Source organism: Methylobacterium sp. SD274 (assembly GCF_017355285.1).
Classification (GTDB): Bacteria; Pseudomonadota; Alphaproteobacteria; order Rhizobiales; family Beijerinckiaceae; genus Methylobacterium.
In genome coordinates this window covers 1-25806 of the sequence record NZ_JADIJP010000003.1, presented here as the reverse complement: position 1 = coordinate 25806, position 25806 = coordinate 1, and the positions used below count along the sequence as shown (strand labels likewise).

General features: G+C 67.2%; 28 protein-coding genes and 1 pseudogene. 13 read left to right on the top strand and 16 right to left on the bottom strand.

From position 1 onward, the window contains the following. Window positions 1–27: 27 nt before the first annotated feature. From mdh to gloB, 3 genes are all read right to left on the bottom strand, one after another. Window positions 28–990: a malate dehydrogenase gene (mdh, locus tag IPV08_RS03580; RefSeq protein WP_018045796.1), complete on the bottom strand. Its 963-nt coding sequence runs from the start codon at window positions 988–990 to the stop codon at window positions 28–30. Window positions 991–1280: 290 nt separating this feature from the next. Next, entirely contained in the window at window positions 1281–1931 is a 651-nt protein-coding gene (locus tag IPV08_RS03575) for a TetR family transcriptional regulator (protein WP_244478182.1), read from the bottom strand. 169 nt (window positions 1932–2100) lie between these two features. Beyond that, window positions 2101–2880: a hydroxyacylglutathione hydrolase gene (gene gloB, locus IPV08_RS03570; protein ID WP_207410795.1), complete on the bottom strand. Its 780-nt coding sequence runs from the start codon at window positions 2878–2880 to the stop codon at window positions 2101–2103. 195 nt (window positions 2881–3075) lie between these two features. Here gloB and IPV08_RS03565 point away from each other — a divergent pair, with 195 nt between their 5' ends. The 5 genes from IPV08_RS03565 to IPV08_RS03545 all read left to right on the top strand — a co-directional run bounded on the left by IPV08_RS03565 (window position 3076) and on the right by IPV08_RS03545 (window position 7502). Next, window positions 3076–3810 carry a class I SAM-dependent methyltransferase gene (locus IPV08_RS03565; protein WP_056426899.1) on the top strand — a complete coding sequence of 245 codons (735 nt, stop codon included), beginning with the start codon at window positions 3076–3078 and terminating at the stop codon, window positions 3808–3810. A 59-nt stretch (window positions 3811–3869) separates the two neighbouring features. Then, complete coding sequence (locus IPV08_RS03560; RefSeq protein WP_056426902.1) at window positions 3870–4559, top strand: MarC family protein; 690 nt, start codon at window positions 3870–3872, stop codon at window positions 4557–4559. A 120-nt stretch (window positions 4560–4679) separates the two neighbouring features. Further along, entirely contained in the window at window positions 4680–5477 is a 798-nt protein-coding gene (dapB, locus tag IPV08_RS03555) for a 4-hydroxy-tetrahydrodipicolinate reductase (RefSeq protein WP_207410794.1), read from the top strand. A gap of 105 nt (window positions 5478–5582) precedes the next feature. Further along, a complete protein-coding gene (locus IPV08_RS03550) occupies window positions 5583–6221 on the top strand; it encodes a 2,3-bisphosphoglycerate-dependent phosphoglycerate mutase (protein ID WP_056143159.1) in 639 nt (212 codons plus the stop codon). Window positions 6222–6530: 309 nt separating this feature from the next. Beyond that, a complete protein-coding gene (locus tag IPV08_RS03545; protein ID WP_207410793.1) occupies window positions 6531–7502 on the top strand; it encodes a hypothetical protein in 972 nt (323 codons plus the stop codon). A 74-nt stretch (window positions 7503–7576) separates the two neighbouring features. Here the strand turns inward: IPV08_RS03545 and grpE are convergent, their stop codons facing one another. From grpE to IPV08_RS03530, 3 genes are all read right to left on the bottom strand, one after another. After that, entirely contained in the window at window positions 7577–8170 is a 594-nt protein-coding gene (gene grpE, locus IPV08_RS03540) for a nucleotide exchange factor GrpE (protein WP_207410792.1), read from the bottom strand. After that, window positions 8167–8304, bottom strand: a complete 138-nt coding sequence (locus tag IPV08_RS03535) for a hypothetical protein (protein ID WP_207410791.1) — start codon at window positions 8302–8304, stop codon at window positions 8167–8169. The genes grpE and IPV08_RS03535 overlap by 4 nt, the downstream gene beginning before the upstream one ends. Before the next feature lie 111 nt (window positions 8305–8415). Then, a complete protein-coding gene (locus IPV08_RS03530) occupies window positions 8416–11205 on the bottom strand; it encodes a [protein-PII] uridylyltransferase (RefSeq protein WP_207410790.1) in 2790 nt (929 codons plus the stop codon). Between the two features lie 242 nt (window positions 11206–11447). Between IPV08_RS03530 and IPV08_RS03525 the strand changes: the two genes are divergently transcribed. The 4 genes from IPV08_RS03525 to IPV08_RS03510 all read left to right on the top strand — a co-directional run bounded on the left by IPV08_RS03525 (window position 11448) and on the right by IPV08_RS03510 (window position 14671). Continuing rightward, entirely contained in the window at window positions 11448–12362 is a 915-nt protein-coding gene (locus IPV08_RS03525; RefSeq protein ID WP_246747792.1) for an aliphatic sulfonate ABC transporter substrate-binding protein, read from the top strand. Window positions 12363–12518: 156 nt separating this feature from the next. Then, window positions 12519–13259 (top strand): ABC transporter permease, encoded by a 741-nt coding sequence (locus tag IPV08_RS03520; RefSeq protein WP_210348203.1) that lies wholly within the window; start codon window positions 12519–12521, stop codon window positions 13257–13259. A 37-nt stretch (window positions 13260–13296) separates the two neighbouring features. Next, window positions 13297–14070 carry an ABC transporter ATP-binding protein gene (locus tag IPV08_RS03515; RefSeq protein ID WP_056426923.1) on the top strand — a complete coding sequence of 258 codons (774 nt, stop codon included), beginning with the start codon at window positions 13297–13299 and terminating at the stop codon, window positions 14068–14070. Window positions 14071–14161: 91 nt separating this feature from the next. After that, on the top strand, window positions 14162–14671 hold the full coding sequence (locus IPV08_RS03510) for an OsmC family protein (protein ID WP_056426926.1): 510 nt from the start codon (window positions 14162–14164) through the stop codon (window positions 14669–14671). A gap of 84 nt (window positions 14672–14755) precedes the next feature. Here the strand turns inward: IPV08_RS03510 and gshB are convergent, their stop codons facing one another. Together gshB and IPV08_RS03500 are read right to left on the bottom strand one after the other, a co-directional pair. After that, window positions 14756–15703, bottom strand: coding sequence for a glutathione synthase (gshB, locus tag IPV08_RS03505; protein WP_207410787.1), 948 nt, complete (start codon window positions 15701–15703; stop codon window positions 14756–14758). Between the two features lie 219 nt (window positions 15704–15922). Then, window positions 15923–16213, bottom strand: coding sequence for a hypothetical protein (locus tag IPV08_RS03500; protein WP_056426933.1), 291 nt, complete (start codon window positions 16211–16213; stop codon window positions 15923–15925). Window positions 16214–16815: 602 nt separating this feature from the next. Between IPV08_RS03500 and IPV08_RS03495 the strand changes: the two genes are divergently transcribed. Continuing rightward, window positions 16816–16992 carry a hypothetical protein gene (locus tag IPV08_RS03495; protein WP_200919078.1) on the top strand — a complete coding sequence of 59 codons (177 nt, stop codon included), beginning with the start codon at window positions 16816–16818 and terminating at the stop codon, window positions 16990–16992. A gap of 72 nt (window positions 16993–17064) precedes the next feature. Beyond that, window positions 17065–17883: a hypothetical protein gene (locus IPV08_RS03490; protein WP_246747768.1), complete on the top strand. Its 819-nt coding sequence runs from the start codon at window positions 17065–17067 to the stop codon at window positions 17881–17883. Between the two features lie 25 nt (window positions 17884–17908). Here the strand turns inward: IPV08_RS03490 and IPV08_RS03485 are convergent, their stop codons facing one another. The 5 genes from IPV08_RS03485 to IPV08_RS03465 form a co-directional block, all read right to left on the bottom strand. Next, a complete protein-coding gene (locus IPV08_RS03485) occupies window positions 17909–18283 on the bottom strand; it encodes a VOC family protein (protein WP_207410786.1) in 375 nt (124 codons plus the stop codon). An 86-nt stretch (window positions 18284–18369) separates the two neighbouring features. Next, the gene (locus IPV08_RS03480; RefSeq protein WP_207410785.1) at window positions 18370–19074 is read right to left on the bottom strand and encodes a YafY family protein; all 705 of its coding nucleotides are present in this window, start codon (window positions 19072–19074) and stop codon (window positions 18370–18372) included. Window positions 19075–19183: 109 nt separating this feature from the next. Next, entirely contained in the window at window positions 19184–19795 is a 612-nt protein-coding gene (locus tag IPV08_RS03475) for a hypothetical protein (RefSeq protein WP_200919079.1), read from the bottom strand. Continuing rightward, window positions 19783–20430, bottom strand: a complete 648-nt coding sequence (locus IPV08_RS03470; protein ID WP_082470592.1) for a DUF1214 domain-containing protein — start codon at window positions 20428–20430, stop codon at window positions 19783–19785. Before IPV08_RS03470 ends, IPV08_RS03475 begins: the two co-directional genes overlap by 13 nt. A gap of 73 nt (window positions 20431–20503) precedes the next feature. Further along, window positions 20504–22732, bottom strand: a complete 2229-nt coding sequence (locus IPV08_RS03465) for a PBP1A family penicillin-binding protein (protein ID WP_207410784.1) — start codon at window positions 22730–22732, stop codon at window positions 20504–20506. 312 nt (window positions 22733–23044) lie between these two features. On the opposite strand from IPV08_RS03465, the gene IPV08_RS03460 reads away from it, so the two are divergent. Continuing rightward, on the top strand, window positions 23045–23566 hold the full coding sequence (locus tag IPV08_RS03460) for a YcgN family cysteine cluster protein (protein WP_156467750.1): 522 nt from the start codon (window positions 23045–23047) through the stop codon (window positions 23564–23566). A 16-nt stretch (window positions 23567–23582) separates the two neighbouring features. On the opposite strand, the gene IPV08_RS03455 is transcribed toward IPV08_RS03460, so the two are convergent. The 3 genes from IPV08_RS03455 to IPV08_RS03445 all read right to left on the bottom strand — a co-directional run bounded on the left by IPV08_RS03455 (window position 23583) and on the right by IPV08_RS03445 (window position 25315). After that, a complete protein-coding gene (locus IPV08_RS03455; RefSeq protein ID WP_207410783.1) occupies window positions 23583–24359 on the bottom strand; it encodes a creatininase family protein in 777 nt (258 codons plus the stop codon). An 88-nt stretch (window positions 24360–24447) separates the two neighbouring features. Beyond that, the gene (locus IPV08_RS03450) at window positions 24448–24885 is read right to left on the bottom strand and encodes a CsbD family protein (RefSeq protein WP_207410782.1); all 438 of its coding nucleotides are present in this window, start codon (window positions 24883–24885) and stop codon (window positions 24448–24450) included. Between the two features lie 217 nt (window positions 24886–25102). Then, the gene (locus tag IPV08_RS03445; RefSeq protein ID WP_056251411.1) at window positions 25103–25315 is read right to left on the bottom strand and encodes a CsbD family protein; all 213 of its coding nucleotides are present in this window, start codon (window positions 25313–25315) and stop codon (window positions 25103–25105) included. A gap of 329 nt (window positions 25316–25644) precedes the next feature. Between IPV08_RS03445 and IPV08_RS24420 the strand changes: the two are divergent. After that, window positions 25645–25806, top strand: a pseudogene (locus IPV08_RS24420) (oxalate/formate MFS antiporter); the annotation flags it as partial.

Sequence of the window (25806 nt, the reverse complement as noted above, 5' to 3'; positions counted from 1 at the left end):
CCGGCGCGCGACGCTTCTTGTGAGATTTCAGGCCAGCGCCGGGTTCACGGTCTTGCAGGCTTCGATCAGCGTCTTCACGGCGCCCACCGACTTGTCGAACATGGCCTTCTCGTCGGCGTTGAATTCCACCTCGAGGACACGCTCGACACCGCCCGCACCGATCACGATCGGGACCCCGACATACATGCCGTCGATGCCGTACTCGCCGCTGAGATAGGCGGCGCAGGGCAGCACCCGGCGCTTGTCGCGCAGGTAGCTCTCGGCCATGGCGATGGCGGATGCGGCCGGGGCGTAGAAGGCCGAGCCGGTCTTGAGCAGGTTCACGATCTCGCCGCCACCCTTGCGGGTGCGCTCGACCATGGCGTCGAGCTTCTCCTGGGTGGTCCAGCCGAGCTTGACGAGGTCCGGCAGCGGCACGCCGGCGACGGTGGAGTAGCGAACCAGCGGGACCATGTCGTCGCCGTGGCCGCCGAGCACGAAGGCGGTGACATCCTCAACCGAGACCTTGAACTCGTCGGCCAGGAAGTGGCGGAACCGCGCCGAATCGAGCACGCCGGCCATGCCGACGACCTTGTTGGTGGGGAGGCCCGAGAACTTCTGCAGGGCCCAGACCATGGCATCGAGCGGGTTGGTGATGCAGATCACGAACGCGTCAGGAGCGTGTTCCTTGATGCCGGTGCCGACGGCTTCCATCACCTTGAGGTTGATGCCGATCAGGTCGTCGCGGCTCATGCCGGGCTTACGCGGCACGCCGGCGGTGACGATCACCACGTCGGCTCCGGCGATGGCCGAATAATCGCTGGCGCCCGTATAGGTCGCATCGAACCCGTCGACCGGAGCGGATTCCGCGATGTCGAGGGATTTGCCCTGGGGAACGCCGTCGACGATGTCGAACAGGACGACGTCGCCGAGTTCCTTCAGGCCCGCCAGATGCGCGAGGGTTCCGCCGATCTGCCCGGCGCCGATGAGCGCGATCTTGCTGCGTGCCATGGAAAACGAACCTCCAGTATCAGTGCCGATCCGCGATGCTCCGTCCCGACGGACGGGCTGCTTGCCGAGGTCGCGATCGCACGTTGATTTCGCCGCGACGGTGTGGCGGAAAAGTCCCCATGCTTCAACCCGACGTGGTCGGCGCTAAGCAGAGTTCGGGCCACAGACGTACCGCGACGCTGGAGGATGCCTTCCAAAAAAGTCTTTCGCCGGAGCATTTTAGACCAACGAACCCCTCTCCGGTTCGACGGCAAAGCTTCGGTGACAGGTCCAAAATATTGTTACTTCGCTTAAAGTGCGCCGATCCGCAGCACTTTCTGGATCGCCTGGATGACGGCTCCGAAGCGCGCCTGGATCAGGTCGACGGGCAGATCGGAATCGTGTTGCATCGCCAGCGGATGGGTGAAGCGGTAGCTCGCATCGAAGATGTAGGCGATGGCCCGCTCGCGATCACGAGCCACGAAGGCTCCCGCAGCGATCCCCTCCTCCACCACACGCTCTACGAGACTGCGCAGGCGAACCCGGTGACGCCGGGCGATGGGCCGTGCCGCCACCGTCGCATCGAGATGGACCGCGAACAGGTGGGGCTCCCGTGCCAGGACTTCGCGCTGCGCGCTCGCCAGGGCCATCAGAAGGCGCTCGATCTTGTCGTCTGCGGGGTCGGGCGCATCGGCGATGCGGGCGAGTTCCGCCTCCACATCTCGGAGCCAGCGGCCCGCGACGGCATCCAGAAGGGCATCCTTGGATGGAAAATACCGATAGACATTGGCGTGGGTCATGCCGGCCTCGGCGGCCACCGCGACGACCGTCACCCGTTTGTGCCCGAGCCTGGCGAGATGCTCCGTCGCGATCGCCAGGAGGCGCGCATCCACCGAGAGCGGCGTGGGGCTGGCCCGGCTAATTCGGGCCTTGGGCCTGTCGGGCGGGCGGAGACCCGTCATGGGTGTAGCATCATCGCTGCCGACCGAATCATAGCCGACCACAAAGGACGTACCTGCCGTCTCCATCGATACTCCAGCCGGCGCTGATAAGGAGGGCGGGCCGTATCCGGAGTCGGCGTCGCCCCCGCATGTCTCGCTGAGATCGAGACAGCCAGAGGCCCATAGCCGGTCAGAAGCTGTTCTTCCAGGCCCTTAATGCAGTGAACACTAGTTCCGCCGGTGAATTAGCAGAAAGATTCACTGCTTTAGCGAGGGAAGGCTCCGTGGAACGAAGGAAAGGATTGGTTGCGCGCTCATGCCTCATCGTCGTCGGAACCAGGAATCTGCCAGCGGCCTTTGCGTCCTGAGCCTCCGCCATACGAGACTTCAACGCCACGTTGTCGGGATCGGCGGCGAGAGCGAAACGGGCATTGGAGAGGACGTAATCGTGCCCACTGAAAACCTCGGTGTCGTCCGGCAGGGGGAGAAACCGCTCCAGCGACCGCCAGAGCGATTCCGGCCGGCCTTCCACAACCCGCCCGCATCCGAGGGTGAACAGGGTATCGCCGGCGAACACGATCCGCGCTCCGGAGAACCAGTAGCTGACGTGGTCATTGCAATGGCCCGGCGTTTCCCAGACCTGCGCTTCGAGTTCGCCGACCCGGACGAGATCCCCCTCGGCGACGGCGACATCCACATCCGGCACATCTGCCCCGGCCTTGCGCGGCGCGGTCACCCGCGCGCCGGTGCGACGCTTCACCTCCGGGATTCCCTCGATATGATCGAGATGCCGGTGCGTCACCAGGATATCCGTGAGCGTCCAACCGGTTTCGTCGAGCACCTTCAGGACGGGAGCCGCTTCCGGCACGTCGATGGCGGCGCAGGCGCCCGTCGCGGGATCTCGGATCAGCACGCCGATATTGTCGCTCCGGCAGAGGAAGGTGCGGATCTCGGGGCGGGAAACGGTCAAGAGGCGTTCCTCTCTGGTGGCGCGGTGAACCTAAGCAAGAACCGGACGCGGCGGCGAGGAGTTCCGGCATCCGGACGTTGCGGCGGACGTTGCGGGTTGTGGGCGAGCGGCCTCGTCCCCATTGATCCGATTCCTAGCCTGCGTCAAAGAACCCTGTAACTTCAAAACGTCCGGCCGCGCCGGAGCAAGCCGCCCATGCGCCTCGACGTGACCGATCTGCGCGCCTTCTATGCCAGCCCCCTCGGCGGCGTGACCCATCGCATCGTCGGGCGGGCGATCCATGGATTCCTCGGCTCTGTCTCGGGCCTGAGGGTTCTCGGCCTGGGCTACGCGACCCCCTATCTCGGGCCGATCCACGTCATCGCCGAGCGGACGCTTGCCTTCATGCCGGCCACGCAGGGAGTCGTGAACTGGCCCGGCGGCGGACGCTCCTGCTCGGCCCTCGCCGACCCCACGATGATGCCCCTGCCGGAAGCGGCGGTGGACAGGGTGATCCTGGTCCATGCCCTCGAATCGGTGGAAAGCCCGACCGAATTGCTCCAGGACGTGTGGCGCGTGCTGACGCCGGGGGGGCGGATGATCCTCGTCGTGCCCAATCGGCGCGGCGTCTGGGCACGTCGCGATGCAACGCCGTTCGGCCATGGCCAGCCGTATAGCCGCTCGCAGCTCGGGCGGCTGATGCGGACCACCCAATTCTCGCCGGAAGGATGGGCCGAGGCGCTCTACATGCCCCCGGTGAACAGCCGGCTCTGGCTGCGGACGGCCAGCGCCTGGGAGAAGGTCGGGACCGGTCTCTCCCTTCCCTTCGCGGGCCTGCACGTCATCGACGCCACGAAGCAGCTCTATCGTCCGGTGGCGGTCCGCAAGGTGCAACGGGCAACCCGCCTCGCTCCGGCGAGAGTACTGGTTCCCACCCCCTCCCCGGGCTGAACCGAGGCCACTCGATTCAGGCATCCGACCAAGGCTCCAGACCAAAGGCAGCCGTTTCCATGTTCAGCCTCATCGCCCCGGAAGCGGCGCTCCACAGCTTCATCTTCGCGTTCTCGAGCCTCTTCTCGATCGTCAATCCGGTCGGGTCGGCCCTCATCTTCTCGCAGATCACCGCGCAGAACTCCCATCCGGAACGGGTGGAGATCGCCAAGCGCATCGGCTTCTACTCAGCGCTGATCATGCTCGCGGCCCTATGGGCGGGGGCGCCGATCCTCAACTTCTTCGGCGTGTCGCTGGGTGCCCTGCGGATCGCAGGCGGTCTCGTGGTCGCCGCCTCCGCCTGGACCCTGCTCAGCGCACCCGAGGCTCGTGAGGCACGGAAACATGCCGAGGCGACCCATGATGCTCCCGACAGCGTCGCCGACGTGGCGTTCTTCCCCCTGACCCTACCCTTCACGACGGGCCCCGGCACCATCGCCGTCGCGATCGCCCTCGGCTCGAACCGGCCCGTTCCGGGGCCCGACCGGATCGGGTTCTATCTCGGCATGTCGCTGGCGGCCCTCGCCATCGCGCTCCTGGTCAGGTTCACCTACGGCTCGGCCGACAGGGTGGTGACCGCCATCGGCCCGGTCGGCGCAAGGGTTCTCGGCCGGCTCTTCGCCTTCTTGCTCCTGTGCATCGGCACCCAGATCACCGTGAACGGCGTCACCGACGTCCTCGGACCGATCCTCGCCGCCGGCAAGCGCTGAGCGGACAGGCCCGCACACCGACAGCCTCGCCTTGGCCAACCTCGCCTTGGCCAACCTCGCCTTGGCATCGCCCGTTTGAGGCTGTACCGCAGGCGCGAATTCTCGTGGAAGGACGACAGGATGCGGCTCGCAGTGGTCGGTGCCGAGGGGCGCATGGGGCGGATGCTCATCCGGGCGGTGACGGAGACCGAGGGCTGCACCCTGAGCGGCGCCGTCGAGCGCGAGGGCTCGCCCGCCCTCGGCCAGGATGCAGGGACCCTCGCCGGCCTGCCGCCGCTCGGCGTCAGCGTCACCGACGATCCGCTCACGGTCTTCGCGGCCACCGACGGCGTCCTCGATTTCACCGCCCCGTCGGCCACGACCTTCTTCGCCGAACTCGCCGCCCAAGCCCGCATCGTCCATGTCGTCGGCACGACCGGCCTCGCCGAGGCGGATATCCACAAGCTCATTGCGGCAGCGCACCATGCCCGGATCATGCGCTCGGGCAACATGTCCCTCGGCGTGAACCTGCTCGCCGGCCTCGTGCGGAAGGTCGCTGCGGCTTTGGGCGAGGATTTCGACATCGAAATCGTCGAGATGCATCACCGCATGAAAGTGGATGCGCCCTCCGGCACGGCCCTCCTCCTCGGGGAGGCGGCTGCGGAGGGGCGCGGCGTCAACCTCGCCGAGACGCGCGTTTCCACCCGGGACGGCCATACCGGCGCGCGCCGGCCCGGCGATATCGGCTTCGCCACCCTGCGTGGCGGCACGGTGGTGGGCGACCACAGCGTGACCTTCGCCGGACCCGGCGAGCGCATCACCATCAGCCACCATGCCGAGGATCGGGCGATCTTCGCCCGTGGCGCCGTACGAGCGGCGTTGTGGGCCCATGCCAAACCTCCAGGCCTCTACGGCATGGCCGACGTCCTCGGTCTCTGATACGAGCGCCCGGTCATTGACTGTTCAGGTCGGCCGGTACACCAGCCCCGCAGGCGCAGATTCTGTTGCGTCGCACCATTCACCGAGAAATAGGATGGACGTCTGATGGAGCGCCTGCTCGTCCTCGCTCGCCACGGCCAGAGCGAATGGAACCTCAAGAAGCTTTTCACCGGCTGGCGCGATCCGCAACTCACCGAGCTCGGCATCACCGAGGCCAGGACCGCCGGCCGCTGGCTGAAGCAGCAGGGGTACGCTTTCGACGTCGCCTTCACCTCCAACCTTCAGCGGGCACAGCATACCTGCGCACTGATCCTGGAGGAGATGGGCCAGGGCGGCATCGAGACGGTCCGGTCCGAGGCGCTCAACGAGCGGGATTACGGGGATCTGTCGGGCCTCAACAAGGACGATGCCCGTGAGCGCTGGGGCGATGCCCAGGTCCATCAATGGCGCCGGTCCTACGACATTCCGCCCCCCGGCGGGGAAAGCCTGAAGGACACCGCGGCGCGCGTGCTGCCTTATTACATTCAGACCATCCTGCCGCGCGTCATGGCCGGCGAGCGCGTCCTGGTGGCCGCCCACGGCAATTCGCTGCGTGCGCTGGTGATGGTGCTCGACGGGATGACCACGAAGACCATCGCGAGTCTCGAGATCGCCACCGGTATCCCCCTCGTCTATCAGCTCAAATCCGACACCACGGTGGAGAGCAAGGCCGTCCTTGAGCGGGACATCGACCACGACGCTTGACGGCAAAGCGCGGTGAAAGCCGCGCCGGGCATCGGTGCGCGGTTCCCGAACAGACATCCGGCACGCCTATGCTCCCTCGTTCCGCCGAACGTGGCTCCGCCCGGGAGGCGGGCCGACAGCGGCGTGGAGCCACGGCCCCGCCGCAGGCCGACCGGAACGCTTGACAGCGGCAAGGTGTGGGCCGACCCATCGTCGGCGAGCCTTCCTCACGAAGGCCGCGCGAGCCCTTCGCCTTGACCGGAGTCGTCTCGCGTCCGAACACCTGAACCGGAGCCGCAACAGGCGGCTCCGTCGCGGAGAACCGATCCGATGCGTCTGCGTAATCTCGTCCGTCCGGTCGCGGCACTGGCCCTGATCGCCGGGCTCTCGTCAGGCGCCATCTCCGTGGCCTGGGCTGCCGATGCGATCTTCCCGCCGAGTTCGCGCTTCGGCTTCACGCCGGCCTCGGACATGACGTTGTCCAAGCGGTTCTCCGGATTCGAGCGGATGGAAGGCGGCGCGACGCTCTCCATCGTCGAGCTGCCGTCGACGGCCTTCGTCGACCTGGAGAAGAGCTTCACCGACGAGAACCTCCGTACGCAAGGGTTCGTCGTCGCGACCCGGGAAGCCATCAAGGTCGCGGGTGACGTGGATGCCGTGCTCTTCACGGGGGAGCAGCCAGCCCCGGAAGGCGCCAACACCCCAGCCATCAAGAAATGGCTGCTGCTCGTCGGTGACACCACGGTCACGGGCATCATCATCGCCCAGACCGTGCCCGATGCCGAAACGCCGGAAACCATGCGGAACATGCTGACCAGCGTGAAGATCCGGCCGGAACTCACCCTGGACGAACAGGTCGCCGCGCTGCCGTTCCGGATCCGTGAATCGGCCGGCTTCCGTCCCGTCCGGGTGCTCGCGGGTAATTCGGTCCTGATGACGCAAGGTCCGAAGGACCAGATGCTCAATCTCGAACAGCCCATCCTGGTCCTGGCCCAGGCCGTCCAGCAGCCGCCGCAGCCGGAGCAGCGCGATGCCTTCGCCCGTGCCGCGCTCTATTCGAACCAGACGATGAAGGATTTCGCGGTCGAGCGTTCGCAGACCTACCGCCAGAACGGCGTCGACTGGCACGAGATCGTTGCCCGCGCAGTGGATGGCCCTTCGAACACGCCGGTGGTGGTCTCGCAAACCATCCGATTCGCGCCGGACGGTTACCTCCGCGCGCTCGGCGTGGTGCGGGCCGACCAGCGCAGCGCCATGCTGTCGAAGTTCCGCGAGGTCATCGACAGCGTCGAAGTGAAATAGCCGGGTGGCAGCCTCGCCCGGGAGGTATCGTCCGGGACGAGGCTGCGGTCATCATTTGATGTTCGGCCGATGCGTCAGGCCGCGTCCGCCGGATTGGCGGCGGCCTTGGGTCCACCCTTGGCGACACCCACCAGGGCCGGGCGCAGGACCCGGTCGCCGATGATGTAGCCGGACTGCATCACCTGCACCACCGTGCCGTTCGGGACCTCGGCATTGGGAACTTCGAACATCGCCTGGTGGCGGTTCGGATCGAAGCGCTGGCCCTGCGGCTCGATGAGCTTCACGCCGTGACGCTCCAGGGTCTTGGCCAGATCGCGCTCGGTCAGTTCGATCCCGTCGATCAGCGCCTTGAACGGCCCCTCGGCAGCCGAGGCTGCCTCAGCCGGCACGCTCTCCAACGCACGACGGATGTTGTCGGCCGCGTTCAGCATGTCGCGCGCGAAATTCGTCACGGCGTAGGTCCGCGCATCGGCCACCTCGCGCTCGGTGCGCCGGCGCAAGTTCTCCATCTCGGCCAGAGTACGCAGGACGCGATCCTTCAACTCGTCGCGCTCGGCGATCAGGCCCGCCAAAGCCTCGGCGTTGTCCTCCGCACGCGCATCGGTCTTCGCCCCGGCTTCCGCCGCGTCGGCGCGCTGCCCATCATGCTCCATGTCGTTCGCCATCATCGCTCTTCGTCGATCGCAGGTTGCTCGTCCCGCACCGGTCGCCGGTCATTGTCGCCGGCGACCCACAGCACGCGGTCGATCGGAATGGGGTCGGGCCACGACGCCGAGACCCGCTCGACGGGGGTCGGCATCATGCTCCGGGATCGGAGGTGATATCAGACGCGCAGAGGATGAAATCAAGCCGAGCGCCGCCCTGGTGCCGTCTCCCGCCTCAGCCCCCTGCGTGATTCATGCCTGCAGGGGGCTCAGGCTTCCCGCGGAGGCGGCGACTCCACCAGCGCTTCCAACCCCTCCGCCCTCAGGGCAGCGACATCGCTGGCGAACACCTCCATGACCGCGTTGCGGATCGCCGCCTGCCGGTCGGGCTGGATCACCCGGGTGCCGGTAAGATCGGTGACGTAGAAAACGTCCACCGCCCGCTCGCCGAAGGTCGCCACATGGGCGGAGGTGATGTTGAGGCTGAGGCGCCCGAGGGCGGTCGTCAGCTCGTAGAGCAGGCCCGGCCGGTCGAGGCCGGTGACCTCGACGACGGTCTCCCGGCTCGACAGGGCGTTGTCGATCGCCATGTCGGGGGGGATCAGGAACGTGTTGGAGCGGTTGCTCGGCGGATGCCGGTCGGCCACGAGATCGGCGATGCGGATCTCGCCCCTCAGCGCCCGCTCGATCGCCGTGGTGATGCGCTTGGCGCGGCGCAACTCGTCATCGTCCCGCTCGAAGGCGCGGGAGATGAAGATCGAATCGAGGGCGAAGCCGTCGGTCGTGGTGAAGATCTGCGCGTCGACGATGTTGCCGCCCAGCGCCGCGCAAGCCCCGGTGACGATGGCGAGGAGACGCGGATGGTCGGGCGAATAGACCGTGATCTCGGTCACGCCCCGCGTCGGGTCGGTCTCGTAGACGGTGGCGACGGTGCGGCCATCCTCCATGACGCCGCGCACGAACCCCGCATTCTTGAACTGCCGGACGGCGTCGACCTTCAGCCAATAGGCCTGGTTGTGCCGGGCGGCATAGGTATCGAAGAAGGTCGGATCCCAATCCGCCAGCTGTTCGCGCAAGCCCATCTGGATGAGGCGGACCCGGTCGGTCCGGGCGATCTCGGAATGACCGCCCGACAGGAGCACCTCGGTCTCGTCGTAGAGGGTGCGCAGCAGCGTCCCCTTCCAGGCGGTCCACACGCCCGGCCCCACCGCCTTGATGTCGGCGACGGTGAGGATCATCAGGAGCTTCAGCCGCTCCATGGTCTGCACCACGGAGGCGAATTTCTGGATCGTCTTCGGGTCGGAGAGGTCGCGGCTCTGAGCCGTCATCGACATCAGCAGGTGGTGCTCGACCAGCCAGGCCACGATCTCGGTCTCGGCCTGGGTGAGGCCGAAGCGCGGGCCGATCTTCTCGGCAATGGCCGCGCCGGCGATGGAATGGTCTTCCGGTCGCCCCTTGGCGATGTCGTGCAGCAGTACCGCGACGTAAAGGGCGCGGCGGTGGCTGATCGTGTCGATGAGCCGCGTGGCGATGGGGTGGTCCTCGGAGACCGTGCCGGAATCGATGGCCGCCAGCACGCCGATCGAGCGCAGCAGGTGCTCGTCCACCGTGTAGTGGTGGTACATGTTGAACTGCATCAGCGCGACGATGCGGCCGAAATCCGGGATGAACCGGCCGAGCACGCCGGCCTCGTTCATCAGCCGCAGGATCGTCTCCGGCGAGTTCTTCGACGTCAGCACATCGAGGAACAGGGCGTTGGCCTCCGTATCGGAGCGCAGCGAATGGCCGATGAGCCGAAGCGAACGGGTGGCAACCCGGGTCGCATCCGGGTGGATCGGCAGGTTGTGGCGATCGGCGAGCCAGAACAGGCGGATCAGGTTCACCGGATCGCGCGAGAAGGCGTCGGCGGTGCGCAGGTTGATCCGGCCATGATCGTCGATGAAATCCTCCGCCTCGATGGCGGTGGCGCGGAAACGATCACGGAAACGACCGATCCAGCGGTCGAGGACCGGCGTGCGCTTGGCATGCCGCGCCTCGAGAGCCGCGCAGACGATGGCTGTGAGATCGCCCACTTCCTTGGCGATCAAAAAATAGGCCTTCATGAAGCGCTCGACGCCCGACAGGCCGCCGCGCGGCTCGTAGCCGAAGCGTTCGGCGATCCGCGGCTGCAGGCCGAACGAGAGACGCTCCTCGGACCGTCCGGTGACGAAATGCATGTGGCAGCGCACGCGCCAGAGCAGTTCCTCGCAGCGCTCGAACACCCGGTACTCCTCCGGCGTGAACAGGCCGGCGGGGACGAGTTCGCTCTGGTCGCGGACGCGGTAGGTGTATTTCGCGATCCAGAACAAGGTGTTGAGGTCGCGCAAGCCCCCCTTACCGTCCTTGACGTTGGGCTCGACGAGGTAGCGCGAGGCTCCCGCTTTCGAGACGCGGGTATCGCGCTCGCGCAGCTTGGCCTCGACGAATTCCGGCGCCGTCCACATGACGAGCTCGGTGTCGAACCGCGTGACCAGCTCCTCGTACAGCGCCCGCGCGCCGAATAGGTAGCGCGCCTCGAGGAGGGAGGTGCGGATCGTCATGTCGGCCCGCCCCTCGCGCAGGCACTCCTCCACCGAGCGCGTGGCGTGGCCGACCTTCAGCTTGAGGTCCCACAACACGTAGAGCATCGCCTCGACGACGCTCTCGGACCAGGCGGTCTGCTTGTAGGGAAGCAGGAACAGGAGATCGATGTCCGATCCCGGCGCCATCGTGCCACGGCCGTAGCCGCCGGTGGCCACCACCGCGAGCTGCTCGCCGGTGGAGGGATTGTCATTGGGGTAGAGCCGCCACACCACCGCATCGTGGATCGTGCGGATCACCGCATCGGTGAGGTTGCTGATCCGCTGGGCGCAGGCGGTGCCGTTGCGCTCCTCCATCAGCCGGGCTTCGGCATCGGCATGTCCGAGCTCGATGATGCGGCGGAGCTGCGGCACGAGAAGCGCGCGCAGCTGCGTCGCCTCGCGCACGTCGCGGTCGAGAGTGGTGAGGACCGTCTTGAGGGCGTCGGCGGCGTCGAACATGCGCAAACCCGTTATCATGTTCCCGGTCGGACACCAGAGACAACGCTAGGCAGAGGCGTAGATGTGATGGGCACTCGGCATGATGTCGTTCTACGTGCCGGAAAATTTGTTTGACGAAACGAACGGTCCTGGCTACCTCGGAAACCCCGCGCCGCTGCCGGGACCATGGAGACCATTGACCGATGACACTGTCTCGTCGCGCCATCCTGAGTGTCATCTGCGGCGCCGCGTCGCTTCTGCTGATGCCGCGCCACGGCGAGGCGGCGGAGGTCAAGGAGATCCGCCTCGATTGGGCAACCTACAACCCGGTGAGCCTGATCCTCAAGGACAAGGGTTTCCTGGAAGAGGCCCTGAAGGACAAGGGCATCAAGGTGCGATGGACCCAGTCGCTGGGTTCCAACAAGGCGCTGGAATTCCTCAATGGCGGCGCCATCGATTTCGGGTCCTCGGCGGGGGCCGCGGCTCTGCTCGCCCGGATCAACGGCAACCCGATCAAGGCGGTCTACGTCTTCTCGCGCCCGGAATGGACCGCACTGGTGACCCGCAAGGACAGCGGCATCACCAAGCCCGCCGACCTCAAGGGCAAGCGCATCGCGGTGACCCGCGGCACCGACCCGCATATTTTCCTCATCCGCGCGCTGCAGGGCGCCGGTCTGACCGAGAAAGACGCCAAGCTCGTCCTGCTTCAGCATGCCGACGGGCGCACCGCCCTCGACCGGGGCGACGTCGATGCCTGGGCCGGCCTCGACCCGATGATGGCGGCCTCCGAGATCGAGAACGACGACGTGCTGTTCCACCGCGATGCCGCCGCCAATACCTGGGGCGTGCTCGACGTGCGCGAGGATTTCGCCGCCGCGAACCCGGACCTCGTCCGCACCGTCATCGCCGCCTACGAGACCGCGCGCGACTACGCGATCAAGAATCCGGACGCCCTGAAGAGCGCCCTCGTCACGGTGACGAAACTGCCGGAAACGGTGATCGCCCGCCAGATCGAGCGGACCGACCTCACCCGACCCGCCATCGGCAAGGCTCAGGTGGAGTCGATCACCGCCGCCGGCATCGCCTTGCAGCAGGCCGGAGTGATCCCCGCCGGCACCGACGTGAAGGCGGCGGTGGACGGGCTGATCGATCCGCAATTCGCACCCGCCGCCCGCTGATCCGTGAACGAGTCCGCTGCGACCGAGCGCGCTGTGATCGAGCCCGCTGCGACCGCCTCCGTGGTGTCGGCCGCGCACGACGCGGCTGACGGGACGGCGTCGCCCAAGCCACGGGGGGACACTTTCTGGCACCGGGGCGGCCGCCTCGCGCTCGGCCTGATCCTGCCCCTGGCCCTGGTTATCGGGTGGGAGTTCGCCGTCCGCACCGGCCTCGCCCAGGGGCGGCTGATGCCTCCGCCGAGCCGGATCGCGGCGACCCTCCACGACCTTGCCGCCTCGGGCGACCTGTGGATGCACGTCCAGGCGACGCTGGTGCGCGTCGCCCTCGGCTTCGCCTTCGGCGCCCTGGCCGGCATCGCGGCGGGCGCCTTGACCGGGGCGCTTCCCACAGCCCGCCATATCCTCGACCCGACGCTCCAGGCACTGCGTGCCGTGCCGTCCCTCGCCTGGGTGCCGCTCTTCATCCTCTGGCTCGGCATTCTCGAGACGCCGAAAGTGGCGCTCATCGCCGTGGGGGTGTTCTTCCCGGTCTATATCGGGGTGGCGGGAGCCATCGCCTCCGTCGACCGCAAGCTCATCGAGGTCGGACGCATCTTCCGGCTGTCGAAGCTGCAGCTCGCCCGGCGTATCCTGCTTCCCGCCGTCCTGCCTGCGACCCTGACCGCCCTGCGCACCGGCCTCGGCCTCGGCTTCCTGTTCGTGGTCGCCGCCGAGCTGATGGGAGCCTCCGAAGGGCTCGGCTACCTCCTCATCGACGGTCAGCAATTCAGCAAGGCCGACCAGATCCTGGCGGCGATCATCGCCTTCGCCATCCTCGGCAAGCTGGCCGATGCCGTCCTCGTCGCCGTGACCCGGCCTCTCACGCGCTGGCAGGACACGGCGCGGGAGACGTTGTAGGTCCCCTCACCGGATCGAAGAAGGCTGGCGCCCCGCGATGCTCACCCTCGATAGCCTGTCCAAGACCTATTCCGACGGCACGCGGGCGCTGGAGCGCATCGACCTCGCCGTGCCCCAGGGCGAGATCGTCGCGCTCATCGGCGGCTCGGGCTGCGGCAAGACCACCTTGCTGCGGCTCGTCGCGGGGCTCGACCGGGCGAGCGAGGGCCGCATCGTCCTCGACGGCGAGCGAATCGCGGAGCCGCATCCGGGCGTCGGGCTCGTTTTCCAGGAACCGCGCCTGCTGCCCTGGCTCGATGTCGCCGACAATGTCGGCTTCGGCCTCGGCCACCTGCCCCGGGCGGAGCGCAAGGCACGCATCACCCATGCCCTGGACATGGTAGGGCTTGCCGAACATGCGGGCCGCTGGCCGCGGGAACTCTCCGGCGGGCAGCAGCAGCGCGTCTCCATCGCCCGCGCCTTCGTGGCGAACCCGCGCGTGCTCCTCCTCGACGAACCGTTCTCGGCGCTGGACGCCTTCACCCGCAAGGACCTGCACGGCCATCTCCTCGCCCTCTGGCAGGAGACGAAGCCGACGATCCTCATCGTCACCCACGATGTCGGGGAGGCAGTGGCGCTGGCCGACCGGGCGGTGGTGATGCGCCCCAAGCCCGGCCGGCTCGACGATGCGATTCCCCTGGCGCTGGCCCGGCCGCGCGATCCGGCCTCGCCGCATAGCGAGGCCGCCACCCGCCGCATCCTCGCTGCCCTGGACCGCTCGCTGAAGCCGGCTCAAGCGGCGGCGCCTACCGAGGCGGCGCAATGGTGGTGAGCCCTTCCCTGGCGTCCGGGCGCATCCCAGGTTAGACGCCGAGGCAAAGACCAAGACGACAATCGCACCAAGACGATCGAGGAAACACCCGATGGACGCCACCACCCTGCGCTCGCTCCAGGCCCCTCTCAAGGACCAGTACCGCAATACGCCGGAATCGGCCGTCATCACCCTGAAGGCCAAGGGCACCCTCGACGACACCTCCATCGCCTGTAAGGTCGAGACCGGGCGGGCGCTTGCAGTCGCCGGCCTTCACCCGGCCACCGGCGGGTCCGGCCTCGAACTCTGCTCGGGCGACATGCTGCTCGAGGCGCTGGTCGCCTGCGCCGGGGTGACGATCAAAGCGGTGGCGACCGCCCTCGAGATCGATCTGCGCGCCGGCACGGTGAGCGCCGAGGGCGACCTCGACTTCCGTGGCACGCTCGGCGTCGACAAGGAAGCGCCGGTGGGCTTTCGTGCGATCCGCCTGAACTTCGCCCTCGACACCGATGCGCCGCAGGAGAAGCTCGACCAGCTCCTCAAGCTGACGGAGCGCTATTGCGTCGTGTTCCAGACCCTGAACCACAAGCCCGAACTCGCGGTCCACGCGTCGAAAGGCTGATTGGCGAAGGTGAAGGCGTCCCGGTTGGCGCCTTCAGCCCTCGCGCCGGAAAAGGGGAGCGTGGCCTGGCCCTGAAAGATGCGCTCAGGCTGCCGCGATTCGCCCTTCGATCGCGTCCCAGACCGAGACCGCCAGATCCGGTCCCCCGAGCCGCTTGATGGCGCGTATGCCCGTGGGAGAGGTGACGTTGATCTCGGTGAGGTTGCCGTCGATCACGTCGATGCCGACGAGGATGAGGCCGCGCCGGCGGAGCTCCGGACCGATCGTGGCGCAGATATCCCGCTCGCGCTCGGTGAGGTCGGAGGCCGCCGCCGCCCCGCCGCGCACCATGTTGGAGCGGATGTCGTTGAGCGCCGGGACACGGTTGATCGCGCCCATCGGCTCGCCGTCCACCAGGATGATGCGCTTGTCGCCCTCGGTGATCTTGGGAAGGAAGCGCTGGACCACCCAGGGCTCGCGGAACGTCACCGAGAAGAGGTCGAACATCGAACCGAAATTGGCGTCCTCCGGCAGCACCCGGAACACCGCCGCGCCGCCATGTCCGTGCAGGGGCTTCATGACGATGGCGCCGTGCTCGGCGCGGAATGCCTCGATCTCCGCCTTGTCGCGGGTGATCAGGGTCGGCGGCATGAGCTGCGGGAAATCGAGGACGAACAGCTTCTCGGGCGCGTTGCGCACCTCGGCCGGGTTGTTCACCACCAGGGTCCGAGGATGGATCCGTTCCAGCATATGGGTCGCGGTGATGTAGGCCATGTCGAAGGGCGGATCCTGGCGCATCAGCACCACGTCGACATCGGCCAAGTCGACACGCTCCACGGCACCGAGGGTCGCGTGAGCGCCCTCCACATCCTGGACCCGGAGGGGCTCGACCCGCGCGGTCACCACCTGCCCCTGCATGGAGAGGCGGTCCGGCGTGTAGAACAGAAGGTCGTGGCCTCGCGCCTGCGCTTCGAGGAGCAGGGCGAAGGTGGTGTCACCGGCGATCCTGATCGCCTGGATCGGGTCCATCTGAACCGCGACGGTCAGAGCCATGGCGCACGAGCCTCATTCACGTTCGAGCATCGGCGAAGGCTCGGGGACCCGCCCGTCCCCAGTCTTCGTCGGACGCAGCAGGCCTAGTCGACGGCCCGGCTCGCGTCGACAGACTTCTTACCGGGACGCGTCGCCGAGGGGTGACTTTCCCCTGTCGGCGAGACTTGTCTCCGTGGTCCCGCCTCAGCAGGACCTATCCTCTCAGCGGGACCTATCCTCTCAGCGGGACTTGCCGCCGGTGCGACGGTCGTAGTCGCCGATGGCGTTGCGGCATTCGGGAGAGAGACGAGGGCGATTGCGCTCCATGCACTTCTCGGCCTCGTTGCTGTTGGGGTCGACGCCGGCACAGAGGCGGAAGTAGTCGTTGGCGCAGCCGAGCTGCAGGCCCTGATCTTCACGCTGGGCCTGGGCTGGGCCGGCCGCAAGGAGAAGGAGCGCGAAGGGAGCGGCTTTCAGAGCCACGGACAGGCCCTTCGAGAGGCTGGAGGATCGTGTGGTCGCCACGCGCATTCTGCGTTGTCCTTCGCTCGGATCGGATTGAGGCGGCATATCTGCCGCTGCCATGGGTTAGCAAGCGCGCGGGATGCCGTCCTTGTTCCGGCCAAGGCTCATCGGACACGGAGGCGGACGGTGAGCGTGTCGTGCCGGTCACACTTTTTGCTCGATGCACCGCGAGACGGGTCATGAAAATGGCCCCGCTCACAGGTGGAGCGGGGCCGAGTACAAGGGAGGAAACGCCCGCCATGGGCAGCGAAGAGCGAAGCAAGGAGCAAGCCAGGGCTCGTTTCCAACTGCTATTCGGAGGGCCCCGTCGCTGCGGCGAAATTGCCACGCGACCGCGTTCCCCAGGTCAGCCGTCCCGCGCTACCCTTCGAATTGAAGGAGTGCAGAAACCTTTCGTTAACTACCCCGTGATGATCTCCGCTCTGCATCACGATGGATTGAGAATTCGACGGGGCCAGGCCCCGACGGGATTCGAGTGGACGCTTCCGACAGGTTCGGGTGGTGCGGATCGAGGATCGATGGGATCGCCAGCGATGACGCCTGACCGCAAGTCCCAGAAAGCCGACCTACATACCGGAGAGCCTTCGGGCGACCGGGGGGATCGTTCGATGACGCGCCCGACCGCGAGCGTCGTGCCGTTCCGCCAGAGCGCCGTCCGCCGCTTCCGCAGGGAAGACGACAGCGCAGACGGCATGGCGGGAGAGATCCTGCTGTTCACCGGCGTCCGCTACGAGCGCATGCCCGACCCGGCGTTGCCCGCCCCCCGCCAGCGCCGACGCTCCTGACGCCCCACGCCTCTTGAGACCCCGCCTCCGGTCACCGCGAGCCGAGCAGCACCGTCACTCCGAGGAAGCGCGATGCCGGCGTCCCATTCCGTCAGCTCCACCCGACGCCCGGTCCGGACCGCAACCGCAACCGCAACCGCCGCCGCGCTTCTGCTGTTGGGAGGCTGCGCCCAGAAGGGTGATTTCGGCCGTCCGGCCCCGAGCGCGTGGAACAGCCTCGTGGCATCCACCGGCACCGTGGCCGCGCATTACCGCAACGAGCCGGCCTCGTATTTCCCGCTCACGGATGACGAGCGCACCCTGCGTGACCGGGCCTGGCGCTTCCTGATGCCGGCAGCCGAGAACGAGGCCTTCACCGACGCCCTGGCCAATCTCACCCGCACCCGCGTGCTGCCGCCGAGTTGGCGTAACGACGACGACGCCAGCTATCACGCGGCTCTGGTCGCGGAGCCCTTCCGCTCGCCCGTTTCGCGCTATCGTCGCCTGTCGGACGACATCACGGCGGATGGGCGCCTGATCCCACTCTTCGTGGCTACGGCCACGCGGGTGGCGAATGCCGATACCCTGCGCCTGCGCAGCCTGCCCTTCGTGAAGAGCCTGGACGACGAGAGCATTCGGCAGGCCGCCATGCGGGTCGCCGAGAACCGTTGCCTCGTGGCCTGGGTCCGGCTGGAGACGGGGGTTCGCGCGGAACGTTACCGCTATGCCCTGCAGCATCTCCTCGTGGAGGTCCCCTCGGTCGAAGCCGTCTCGGTCGAGCGCAGCCTCGCCGGCCTCGACGGACGCCGGGTGATGCTCGACCCGCTGCTTCCGGCGGAGGCCGAGGCGCGCTGCGGATTGGTGGCGGCCCCGGAGGCCGAGGCCGCCCGACCCATCGTCGCGAAATACTGATCGGGCCGATGGCCCGGCGTCGCACTCAGCCGTCCTGAGTGACCGCGTAGACGCGAAGGCGGTGCCCATCCGGATCTAGGGCAACGAAGCTGCGACCGAAGTCGAGGTCCGTCGGCGGGCAGGCGATGGTCGCACCCTTGGCCTGCCAATCGGCGTGGATGGCGTCGATCTGCGGCGTGCGCTTCACCTTAAAGCCGATCTCTCCGCCGCCTCCCGTACCGATGGCGGCCGGCTCCACGCCATCCCTGTTCCACAATCCGAGCGCGAGGCCGGAAGGAAGCACGAACAGCACGAAGGTCGGGCTTGCCGTCACCGGCTCGATGCCAAGGAGGCGGGTATAAAAGTGCTCGCTCGCCGGTGCGTCCGACACGTAGAGGAACACGGTGTTGGTTTCGGTCATGCCGACTCTCCTGTCCATGAGTGAACAGGGCGAACGCTACGGCGACATGCTGCCGGAATATGGCAGCAACCTTGGGCACGGAAGCGCTATATCGACGAGTTCGAAGCTTCTGGCATCCTCTGCGCCTCGCGCCATTCCCGAACCAGCGCGTGCCGGCGCTTTGGATAGCGGCCGTTGGCAAGGTTGGCCGCGATCATCCGATCGGTACGGAAATGACGGAAGGCCTGCCGCGATTCGCACCAGCAGACCAGGATTCGGACGGAGTCAAAGAAGGCGAGAGCGAACGGCCAGACAGTGCGTTGCGAGATCGTGCCGGTCGCATCGCGATAGGACAGGGACAGCTTGAGCTCGGCGCGGATCGCCCTGCGCAGCAGCGCAGGATCTACGATATCGCAGGGCATACCGGTGCCCGGCCCGATCAGCAGGGTCGAGGCGTCGAGATCGTCCCGCAGGTCGGGCGGGAGGATTGCCGCGATCCGTGCGAGCGCGCTCTGCGCCGCATCACGCAACCGATCGTCCGCTCGATCGGCCACCCAGCGGGAACCAAGGACGAGTGCCTCGATCTCTTCGATGGGGAACATCAGAGGCGGCAGGGTAAAGCCGGGCCTCAGGACATAGCCGACGCCCGGTTCTCCCTCGATCGTCGCTCCCTGTGCCTGAAGGCTGGCGATGTCGCGATAAAGCGTTCGGATGCTGACGCCGATCTCGTCCGCCAGCACTCTGCCGCTCACTGGCCGCCGATGCCGGCGCAGGGCATGGAGCAGATCAAAGAGACGTTCGGCTCGAGACATCGAGTACGCACTCTCCAACCGGACGCCGGACAGCGGCGGGATACCCTCTATTACCCGTTCACACGCCTCGCGTTCGAGCCCTTGCCGGACGAGGAGAGCCGGGACGCTTTCAGCCGCCGGATTTCGCAGCGTCCTCGGTCGGGCTGTCGATGGTGCAGGAAACGGCCTGAACCGCCTCGTTCGCCGCCTGCCGCTGGCTCGGAAGGGCCGCGACCACGCGCACCACCACGAAGCCCTCCCGCTCTGTGGCGACGATCCGCACGTCGCGGCTCACATCGTTCTCGTCCTCGTTGGCCAAGGCTTCGTCGTATTGGGCGCGGGTGAGGATCACGAGGTCGAGGGCGCCGCGCACCGCCGCCTGGTCGGTGACGGCGTAGAAGGCCCCCCGCCGGCCATGAACGGCCAGGGACAGCATCAGCGCGCCGGTCCGTGCCGAGACGCGCATCGGACCCTCGGCGAGGTTGTAGGCGCAGATCCCCACGGCGACGGAGGGATCGGGAATGGGCAGCCACGCCTCGGCTGGAGCCGGGTTGATGCCGGTGGCCAGAGTGTAGACCGGCATCGCGTGATCGAGCGTCTCGCTGGTGCGTGCCTTCGTCAGCGCGTCGGATTCCGACAGGCTCGGGATCGCCAGCACGACGACGATATGCACCAGCCCGGCCAGGACGAGGCCGGCGAGGGTCGCGAGAAGGAAACGGCCGGTCGGGTTCATTCCGCGCATTCCGTGCGGGAGATCGTGGGAACCGCGGATCGCTCCACCGTGCCGGCGCTGGCCGCCACCGGCGTATCGTAGAGGCGGAGCGCCAGCCGCACCGGGCCGGCAGCGCGCGGCATGGGCAGCCAGTTGCCGGGCTGGACGTCCGGGGCGAGGACGATGGAAAAGCGCCCGTCCACGTCGCGCAGCACCTCTGTGGAGGTGAAGCCTTCGCGCATCACAGGCCGGTCGGGGTCACGCTTGCCGCGCCCGGCGACGGTGATGGTCCAGGCCCGTGCAGGAGGCGTCGCGCCGGCGATCCGGTAGGTGCAGGCGGCATTGAGGGCGCGGCCCTCGTCGTCCTGGGAGGCGGTCAGAAGCAGGCCTTCCCCCACCGCCAGGGGAATCTCACCGCGCCGGGCATTCACCGCGCGGGCATACGGATCGGCGCCGAGCGAGCCCGTGCGCGGCCAGGCGATCCAGCTCCCCACCGAAACGCCGCCGAACGGATAGCCGCCCCGCGTGGCATAATCTGCCGTCGCCAACCCCAAGCCCGCGCCGAGGGCGAGCGTATAGAAGACGAGCCCGACGCGGGACGTCCGGCGCAGGACGGCCCGAAAGGCGCGGCTTCCCCGGCCGGCGACGCCCGCGATGCCCGGCATCGCGCCGGACCGGGCAGGGTGATCTGTGGTGCTCATGCGGCGGCTGACATCCTGGGGCCGTTGGACACCGTCGCTACGGGATGCCAATGCGGCCGCCGACCGGGCGGGCGCCATCGGCGACGGCGCCCGTGGTCTCCCCAGCGGCGGCGCGGGCGCCGGCGGGCGTCCCCGCCTCCACGGTGCGGAACAGTCCGTTCATGCTGCCGATGACCTCGAACGAGCGCCGCGAGAGCTTGCCGGCCGCACTGGCGGCGGCGTTGGGTGGTAAGGACGACCCGGCCTGCGCCACCGGCCGCGTGTTCTCCTTGAGGCCCGGCATCGCCTTCAACTCGATGCCCTGGTGAGCCGTTTCCATCACGTCGTGCCAGGCCATGGCGGGCAGCGAGCCACCGGTCATCTTGTTGGTGGAGGTGGAATCGTCGTTTCCGAACCAGACGGCGCCCACGTAATTGCCGGTATAGGCCACGAACCAGGCATCCTTGTAGGCGTTGGTCGTCCCGGATTTACCCGCGACCTTGATGCCGTCGAGCTGCGCGCGACGGCCGGTCCCCTCCTCCACCACCTTGTTCAACATGAAGTTCATGTCGGCCACCACCTGGGGGGAGAGGATCTGCTCGGGCTTCTCGTCGGCATGGCGGTAGATCACCTCGCCGGAGGAGTTCTTCACCTCCATGGCCGCGTAGGGCTTGGCCTTGCGGCCGCCATTGGCGAAGACCGCATAGGCCGCCGCCTGATCGATGACGTTCACCTCTGCCGAGCCGATGGGAAGCGAGACGGAATCGGTGAGCGGGGTGGTGATGCCCATGCGATGGGCCATGTCGATGATCTTGGCGCGTCCGGCCTTGGCGGCGGGGAAGTCGCCCTTGATGCCGATGGCCTTGCCGAGTGCGACCGAGATCTGGATCGGGATCGTGTTGATGGATTTCGCCACCGCCACGGTGAGGTTGGTGGCGCCGGAGAACGAGCGGCCGTAATTCTGCGGGCACCAATTGCCGAGGCAGATCGGCCGGTCGACGACCCGGGTGTCTGGCCTGTAGAGGCCGGCGGCGAGACCCGCCGCATAGACGTAGGGTTTGAACGACGAGCCCGGCTGGCGCAGGGAATCGGTGGCCCGGTTGAACTGGCTCTCGCCGTAATCGGCCCCGCCGACCATGGCGCGCAGCGCCCCGTCCGGATCGAGGATGACCATGGCAGCCTCGTCCACGTCGTACTGGTCGCCGTACTGCCGCAGGATGTTCTCCACCGCCTGGTCGGCACGTTTCTGGATACCGATGTCGAGGGGCGTCTTCACGATCAGCACGCGATCGCCGCGCAGCTTGCCGGCATCCGCCATGCCCTTGATCTCGCCGAAGGCCCAGTCGAGGTAGTAATCGGCGGTGATGTCGCGGGTGCGGGTCACCGGCGTCGCCGGGTTGCGCAACGCCGTCTGGATCTGGCCTTCGGTGACGAAGCCAGCTTCCACCATGTTGTGGAGCACGTCCACCGCGCGGGCGCGGGCCGCCGGCAGGTTGACGTGCGGCGCGTATTTCGTCGGCGCCTTGAACAGGCCGGCCAGCATCGCGGCCTCGGCGAGGCTCACGTCCTTCAGGGGCTTGCCGAAATAATAATCGGCCGCCGCCACCGCGCCGAAGGTGCCGCCGCCCATATAGGCGCGGTCGAGATAGAGCTTGAGGATGTCGTTCTTGCTGAGATGGCTCTCCAGCCAGAGCGCCAGGAACGCCTCGTTCACCTTGCGCTCCAGCGAGCGCTCGTTGGTGAGGAACAGGTTCTTGGCGAGCTGCTGGGTGATGGAGGAGCCGCCCTGCGTGTTGCCGCCGCCGCGCGAGTTCGACACGAGCGCGCGCGCCGTGCCGATCGGGTCGATGCCCCAATGCTCGTAGAAGCGCCGGTCCTCGGTGGAGACCAGCGCCTTGATCATGCTGTCGGGAAAGTCGTCGAGCTTCAGCGAGTCGTCGTGCTTGATCCCGCGCCGCCCCACCTCGACGCCGTAGCGGTCGAGGAAGGTGACGGCGAGATCCTGCTGCTTCAGCCAGTTCTCGCTGGTGAGGTTGAAGGCGGGTTGCGCGAGGGCCAGCATCAGAACGGCGCCGCCGGTCCCGAGCGTCACCGCTTCGCTGGTGAGATCGAGGGCGACACGCTTCCAGCCGCGCACCGAGAAGATCTGCATGCGTTCCTGGAAACGCTCGTAGGTCTCGGCGGTGGAGCGGCCGCTGTCGTACAGGCTCGCATTCACCCAGGCATCGAAGCCGAGGGCGGCGTGTTTCAGGCGCGTCAGAAGCGAGGTGGCTTTGGGCAGGCGCACGACGTGATCTCTGTCCCTCAACGCACGGCCGGCACCGCTCACCGATGCCGCAGGTCAAGCACTACCAAGCTCCGCGCGTCTTCGCGAGGCCCGGCAATCCACACCACCCGCCCTTCGGCAGGGGAAGAACGCGGACGGTCCGCACCATAATGCGTCGGAAAGCGAAAACGTCGCGACGTCGGCGAGAATAACCCTTCGTCAACCTTGATCCGGGAATGGGGCGCGGAGGTGGCGCGGCTTGCCGATCAGGCCCACATGCGTCAAGGAGCCTGCGCGCTCCGCCCTCCGTTTCGAACCCCGAAGGTGCTCCCGATGAGGGACCGCACATCCCCCCTCCTTGCCCCGGACCCAATGGCGCCCGAGCCATCGAAGCCGTTCTGGCGGGAGAAGACCCTCGACGAAATGTCGTCGTCCGAGTGGGAAAGCCTGTGCGACGGCTGCGGCCGGTGCTGCCTGCTCAAGCTCGAGGATGACGATACCGGCGAGGTCTACCATACCGATGTCGGCTGCACCCTTCTCGACGGGCTCGCCTGCAACTGTCGCGATTACGTCAACCGCCAGAGACGGGTGCCCGATTGCGTCCGCCTGACGCCGGAGGCGGTCCGCACCATCCCGTGGCTGCCACCGACCTGCGCCTATCGCCTCGTGCGAGACGGCCAGGATCTCTATCCGTGGCATCCCCTCGTCTCAGGCCGTCAGGCCAGCGTCCACGAAGCCGGCATCTCGGTGCGCGGCCGGATCTCGGGCAACGAAGAGGAGTTCACCACCGACGAACTCCTCGACCAGATCGTCACCTGGCCCGGCCGCACCCCGGAGACCGAGGACGAGGATTAGGCGCCGCGAAGGCGCCTCACGGATCGAGACGGAAGCGATCCACGTCGCGCAGGAGATCGAGGAAGGCTCGCGCACCGTGATCGAGGGCCGCGAGGCCGGCTTCGCGCGTGCCGAGAGTCGCGTTGCCGATGGCACCCGAAGGATGGAGGTCCTGCGACTTCCAGGCGAAGGCGGCTGGGCGGCCGGCGCGCAGGTGAGTGAAGTCGCGCTCCATCGCGACTGAGCGAGGCTCGAAATCGGCTATGGCCTGCCGACGCACCGCATCGGGTTTCAGCGCCAGCATCAGCGCCGTCTCGACGGCGCCGGCATGGATGCCATGTCTGATTTCGTCTTCGGGAAAGAGGCCCGGCGGGTAGCCGAACCGGCTCCAGGCCGTGGTGACGGCGAGCATGCCGAGACTGCGCAGATCGCTCGCCACGAGGTCGATGAGACCACTATTGCCGCCATGGGAGGTGACGATGACGAGCTTGCCGCATCCGGCGCGATGGAGGCTGCGGCCGATCTCGCCCCAGGCTCGCAGGGCCGTCTCGGCCGTTAACGTGAGCGTACCGGGAAACGCGTCGTGCTCGTCCGATTTGCCGACGCTCTGGACCGGCAGGACCAGGATGTCGAGGTCGCTCGCATCGAGTTCGGCCAGCTTGGCGAGATAGCCTTCGGCGATGGTGACATCGGTGGACAATGGCAGATGCGGGCCATGCTGCTCCACTGCCGCCACGGGGAGGATGGCGATGGAGTGGCCGATGGCGGATTCGATCTCGCCGGTCGTGAGATCGAACCAGTTCCGCACCGCCATGGTCGTCGTGTCCCTTGCGGCCCCGCGCCGCCAGGGTGGTCTTCTAGGCCGAATAGGCCCTCACAAGAAGGGTGTCCGGATCTCGGACTCAGCGCGAGGGGCGCAACAGCCATCCGAGCCCGAAGGCTGCCGCCGCCACGAGAGCGAGCGTGACGGCCTTGTTCTCGTCCGCCCGAGCCGCCACCGCCCGGCCGTGCCACACAGCTTCACCCCGGTAGTGACGGCCGCGGCGCTGAGCTTCGTCGGCGAGCGCATACCCACGGTCGGCGATCGCCTGGCGACGCTGCTCGGCTTCGTCGGCCAGGGCATGGGCGCGGGAGCTCGCCTCACCGATGAAGCGTTCGCCATCGCGGCGCAGGTCGTTCACGGTGTCGCGTGCTTCGCCATACGCGTATTGCGCTGCGCCGGCGGCCTGATCGTATGCGCCTTCGACCTGCTGGCGCGCGCGGCCCGTCACAGCGCCGATGGCCGTCTTGCCGCGACCCTGCAGATTACGGACGCCACCGTCGAAATGATCTCTGTTCATGGACACATCTCCATTCGCGAGCCGATGGAAGGGCGTGGGCCCGATCCATCCTGCCGTCGCACCGATCCGGGCGTTGGCCCTGAATCGGGGTCCCGGTCCCGGCCCTCGGAATCGTTGTTCGGTCTTTGATTCTGTCTCAGCCGGACGTCGCATGGACGTCGATCTACGGTGAGGGGACGGAAACTCCCCTCACCGGACTGGCCATCGGGCCGGATCGTCAGATCTTCTTGACGGCGTCGGCGGCGCTCTGAGCCGCGCCCTTGATCCCGTCCTTGGCGTCTCCCACAGTCTTCTGGGCTTCACCCTTCAGTTCCTGCGCCTTGCCTTCGGCCTGCAGCTTCTCGTTGCCCGTGGCCGAGCCGACACCCTGCTTGATGTTGCCGACGGCTTCGTTGGCGAGACCCTTGATCTTGTCGGTGGTGCTGCTCATCGAAATGATCCTCATGATCGCTCGGGGAGGCCGGGACGCGGCATGCGCCGGGCACCGCGAAGTCGAAGGCCGAACGATAACAATTGCTGAAATGTTCCGATTCGAGGCCATGGAATTGTACGATTCCCGACTGATCCGGGTGAGGAACTCCGCAGCTGAGCACTGACGTGAAGTTAAAGGCCTCCGCAGCAAGAGTTTGAATTTTTTATACGCGTGATCCAAATTTTTTGTTTCGGCTTGCGACGCCATTGCCAGCAAAGTTTCTTGAATTCAAAATATTCCCGGCTAGAACTCGGCAAACAACAGACGAGACACCGAGGAAGACGGTCATGACCGTTCGCGCCGCCATCCCACGTTCGGGCGGGACCACCCATCCGACCCTGGGCACGGCGTCCGCACCGCCTTTCGGGCGCTGGGGTCAGCTGGTGATCGGCGTGATCTGCATGGTGATGATCGCCAACCTGCAATACGGCTGGACGTTCTTCGTGCCG